Here is a 4,915-nt window from a genome sequence, read left to right on the forward strand (position 1 = left end):
TTATTTCGATTCCACTGACTGGAGTTCTTACAAGCAGAGGGCACTTATTGCTTTCCAGACGAAAGATCAACAGCTTGACATCATCACTTCTGGACACGACGACCTTGGCATGTGGGCAAAAGCAGGATATGTCAGACCAATTGATGAGTATATCCAGAAGTACTGGGATCTTGGTTTTAATGATATTTTCCCTGCGCTTTGGGAATCAACGAAATTTGGTGGAAAGATCTATGCCGTTCCTCAAGATACCGAAGCAAGGCCACTTTGGGTGAGAAAAGACAAACTCAAGGAAATGGGATACACCGAAGAAGAAATAGCTGACATGATGAACAAATTTGCCACAGGAGAATACACGCTTTATGACCTCGTAAAACTCGGTCAGGAAGCACAAAATGCCGGTGTGGTTAAATGGGGACTTTGGCACAGGCCTAAAATGGGGGTTGACTATTTCCAGCTTTTCAAATCCTTTGAAGTGCCTATTTATGATCCAGAAGCCGGAAAATTGGTCTTTGACCAGGAAGGTGCTAAGAAGGTATTCCAGTTCATTTATGACCTGACAAATACCTACAAAGTAACGCCGAAGAACTTAATAGGAACTGAGTGGAACAATGTCCATAAGAGTTTTGCAGGTCCTGAAGGTGAAGTACTCGCTCTTATGGGCGGTACGTGGAACAGAGCTGAGTGGATCAACATGTTTGGCTATTCCGATGAGGAAATTGATAACATGTTGACCTTCACATTGACACCTTCTGCTTACAAAGGGGTTCCCGGAAATACACTATCTCACCCTGTAGTTTATATGGTTACATCCAAATCCAAATACCCTGAACTTGCCGCACTGTTGTTGCTCTTCGCTTCTGACCCGTATTTGAACGCCAAGCACGCTGTTGAAAGCGGACATCTTGCCATCAGGAATGAAGAGCTTTCCGTACCTCTGTATGCAGCTGATGCTTTTTCTAAGAAAGCCGCTGCAATGTTGCTCCCGCAAGCGTCCTTCGTTCCTAACAATGATAGATTCAACGAATACAATAGGATAATCTTCGATGCTATGACCGGGCTTGAGTCAGGGAAAATGACACCAGATTTTGCCGTCAAATTCGCAGCACAGAGGCTGAAGCAACAGCTGAAAGACGATGTAATCATAAAATGACACATTTCTTGCCTCCACACAGGTTGTGTGGAGGCCCTTATTTTTTGAAGGAGGCCTCTGGAAATGGGTTTAAAAAAGTCAAAAGATAAAACGAAGGCTAAACACAGTAAAAAAACAATAATCTCTCTTTCGTTGTTCCTTGGTCCTGGGGTTATATTGGCTTTGATATTTTTCCTGGCACCTGTAATTTTAACAATTGCTCTGTCTTTAACTGATATGGACTACCGCTTCAATTGGGATTTTGTGGGCTTTCAAAATTTCATCGATATAGCCCATGATTTCCTCATAGGAATGGTAATAAAGAACACGTTGGTTTACGTGGGATTTACACTCGCCTTTTTCAATATTGGCCTGGCCTTGCTCTTGTCGTTATTAACTACCAGCATTTCCGAACGTTCTGGGACGTTTTTCAGGCTTATCTGGATGCTTCCAAGGCTAACCCCTTCCGTTGTTTATGGCCTATTGTGGCTATGGATATTCGACTCTACCCGCTTTGGGTTGCTCAACAGCGTTAGGGAAATGCTTTTTGGGAATGTTGAGCCTTTAGATTTTCTGTCCCAACACCCAATGGTCGTTATCATACTTGCTAACGGCTTCGTCGGTGCTTCTTTTGGTATGATCCTGTTCACTTCAGCAATCAAATCTATACCACGGGATTACCTATATGCTGCCAGTGTCGATGGCGCTGGATGGTTCTTCAAAGTTAGGAAAGTAATTCTTCCGCTTTTGAAGTGGCAAATTCTTTTCACAACGGCTTATCAAACGCTTTCACTACTTACTTCCTTTGAATATATTCTCATCATTACAGATGGTGGCCCGGTATTTTCAACGGAGGTGTGGGCGTTGTACACGTATCACAATGCTTTTGAGAATTTTAGGTTCGGGTTTGGTGCTTCATTGTCCCTCATTCTCGTGATAATAGGACTTGTTGCTTCGCTTATATACCTGAGAATCTTCAAATTTAAAGAAATGATTCAGGAGCCAAGAATAGAGGTTGATGCATGATGGAAAGTAGAGAATTCAAACTCAGCTTCTTTCAAAAACATGGTGAAAAAATTAAGAATACGATTGTAATTATCATATTGCTCGTTATAAGCCTTCCGATAATTTTGAGCTATCTCTGGCTCGTGCTCAATTCCTTCGCGTCTGAGATGAAATATGGAATAATTCCGACAAAATTCACGCTGGAACACTGGAGATTTCTGATCGAATCGGTAAAAGGATATCCAAATATATGGCAGGTAACCCTCAATACCTTTATAGTCGCCATTATGGTGATGCTTTTAGAGTTGTTCATCACGAGTTTTGCCGGTTATGCTCTTTCGAGATACAAATTTCGCGGCAGAAAGACGATGTTGCTCACAATCCTGGTGCTTCATTCTTTTCCCTCTGTCTCGCTTTTGGTGGCCGTTTATTACGTATTGAGAACGCTGAACCTTATAAACAGTTTGTGGGGAATCATTCTTCTAAAGGTAGCTCTTGAAATTCCGTGGGGAGCCTGGATTATGAAAGGCTTTTACGACCAGCTTCCCTGGGAAATCGAATGGGCAGGAACTGTGGACGGCTATTCCAGAATACAGGTGTTTTTCAAGGTGATGTTGCCGCTGGTTAGGCCGGGAATGGCCGTTACAGCCATTTTTGGGTTCCTTTCAGGCTGGAGCGAATTCATATTCATCAACACCTTTATTCTCAATCAGCAAACATGGACACTCTCAAGATACATCAAGGGAGTTATAGGCGATTTCAGGTTTGTCGATTACGGGTTGCTGACCTCCATCAGCCTCTTTTACATGATTCCCACTCTCGTGTTTTATTTCTTCGCTAACAAATATTTGTTGCAGGTTAATATAACCGGTACTAAAGGATAAGGAGTGAGACAATGGCGAGAATACTCTTGAAAAATCTCAGTAAACACTTTAAGAACGTCAAAGCAGTAGATAATATAAATCTTGAAATAAAGGATGGGGAATTCACGGTTCTTCTTGGCCCATCTGGTTGTGGGAAAACCACAACACTGCTCATGATTGCCGGGATCTACAAGCCCACAACAGGTGGGATATATTTTGACGACCAGATCATGAACAACGTTCCGCCAAAAGATAGGGGAATAGGGATGGTGTTCCAGAGCTACGCTTTATACCCGCACATGACCCTATATGACAATATTGCGTTCCCCCTTAGGGCACAGAAAATGAAAAAAGATGAAATAGACAGGCTTGTCCGGGAAGTCACAAAAAATCTCGATATTGGAAAACTGCTGGACAGGAAACCTTTCCAGATATCTGGCGGACAGCAGCAACGAGTTGCAATTGCCCGTGCTCTGGTGAAAAAACCTAAGATACTGCTCTTCGACGAGCCGCTTTCCAATCTTGATGCTGCTCTCAGGTCGTATATGAGAGCCGAAATAAAACAGCTTCAGAACGACCTCGGCATTACAACTGTTTACGTAACCCACGACCAGCTGGAAGCGATGACTATGGCCGATCGTATCGCGGTATTTTCGATGGGTAAGATACAGCAGTACGATACCGCTGATAATATTTACAATTACCCTGCTAACGTATTCGTGGCGACCTTTGTTGGTACTCCTGCCATGAATATTCTGAATGTAGAAGTCAAGAACTACAATGGCGATTTCTATCTCCAGGACGAGGGGTTCAAATTCAAAACCTTACCTCAGAGAAAAGAAATTTTGGCAAACCTCGTTGAAAAAAAGCTAAAGCTTGGCATAAGGCCAGAGCATATAAGACTCAGCTTGAAAGAAACAGAGAATTCAATTCCTGCTGAAGTTTACGTTCTCGAGCCTCTTGGCAGGGAAGTGATCTATAACATAAAAATCGGAAACAACATTTTGAAGGTCCTCACAGAGGAACGCATGGATCTCAAACCCGGAGATCGTATTTTCATGGATTTTGACAGGAACAGATATCATCTATTTGATGCAGAAACCGGAAAAGCCATCGATATTTCGATAAGGTGATCGCATGATAAAGAGGATTGGAGTCAACATTGACACAACAAGAGTTAACGGGTCTTTGAAGCGTTTTCGCGAAGAACTGGAGTTCTTCGAAAATATAGGCTTTGATTATGTTGAACTCCCCCCTGCCGGACTCGATGTCATATACCACAGGGAGTTCAGAGCAAAGCAAGCAGAGCGCATAAGAAACATTCTGTCTGAATTTTCGTTTGGTCTCACCGTGCATTGCCCTGATCCCATTAACTTAAAAAATGAAGGTATTGATTATGAGAGGGGATTTCAGGTTCTAAAAACTACAATTGAATTTGCCGCGTACACCGGTGCAGAAATCGTTGTATACCATCTTGGAAGTTTTGGATACGGCCAGTCAACAAACCTTCATGAGCAATATCTGAAAGAAATAGGAGCTTTGAGAAAGCTTGGGGACCTGGCGGAAAAAAACGGGATAAAAATCGCTGTTGAAAACACCTCACAGGCAGTATCAGACGTTATAGGGGCTTTGAATGAAGCAAAGCACGATTCCGTTTCCCTTTTGATGGACATCGGACATCTTTATCTCTATTGCAAACAGACCGGGAAAGACTTCCTGGAAGAAATAGAGGCAGGACTTGAACATGCCGTGGAATTGCATGTCCACGATAATTTTGGCGAAGGCGAGTTCAATTATTCAAAGGAAATCATTACACATGAACCCTTTCGCTTCACTTATGGCGTTGGAGACTTGCATCTTCCTCTTGGTCAGGGAAGTATTCCATATCCAGAAATATTCAAGCTAATCAAAGAAAAGG

5 protein-coding genes are annotated in these 4,915 nt (G+C 42.6%); all 5 read left to right on the forward strand.

Annotated elements, in window-relative coordinates; genetic code table 11:
• Nucleotides 1-1,150, forward strand: a 1,150-nt coding sequence (locus AC3LHT_RS02795; RefSeq protein WP_488661906.1) for an ABC transporter substrate-binding protein, incomplete at its 5' end; no start/stop codon positions are given.
• Between the two features lie 63 nt (nt 1,151-1,213).
• Nucleotides 1,214-2,155: a carbohydrate ABC transporter permease gene (locus tag AC3LHT_RS02800; RefSeq protein WP_290644695.1), complete on the forward strand. Its 942-nt coding sequence runs from the start codon at nt 1,214-1,216 to the stop codon at nt 2,153-2,155.
• Nucleotides 2,152-3,018, forward strand: a complete 867-nt coding sequence (locus AC3LHT_RS02805; RefSeq protein WP_488661907.1) for a carbohydrate ABC transporter permease — start codon at nt 2,152-2,154, stop codon at nt 3,016-3,018. Before AC3LHT_RS02800 ends, AC3LHT_RS02805 begins: the two co-directional genes overlap by 4 nt.
• Before the next feature lie 11 nt (nt 3,019-3,029).
• On the forward strand, nt 3,030-4,130 hold the full coding sequence (locus AC3LHT_RS02810) for an ABC transporter ATP-binding protein (RefSeq protein ID WP_488661908.1): 1,101 nt from the start codon (nt 3,030-3,032) through the stop codon (nt 4,128-4,130).
• Nucleotides 4,131-4,134: 4 nt separating this feature from the next.
• The coding region (locus tag AC3LHT_RS02815) for a sugar phosphate isomerase/epimerase family protein (protein WP_488661909.1) at nt 4,135-4,915 on the forward strand (781 nt) is incomplete at its 3' end.

The organism is Kosmotoga sp., assembly GCF_982836095.1.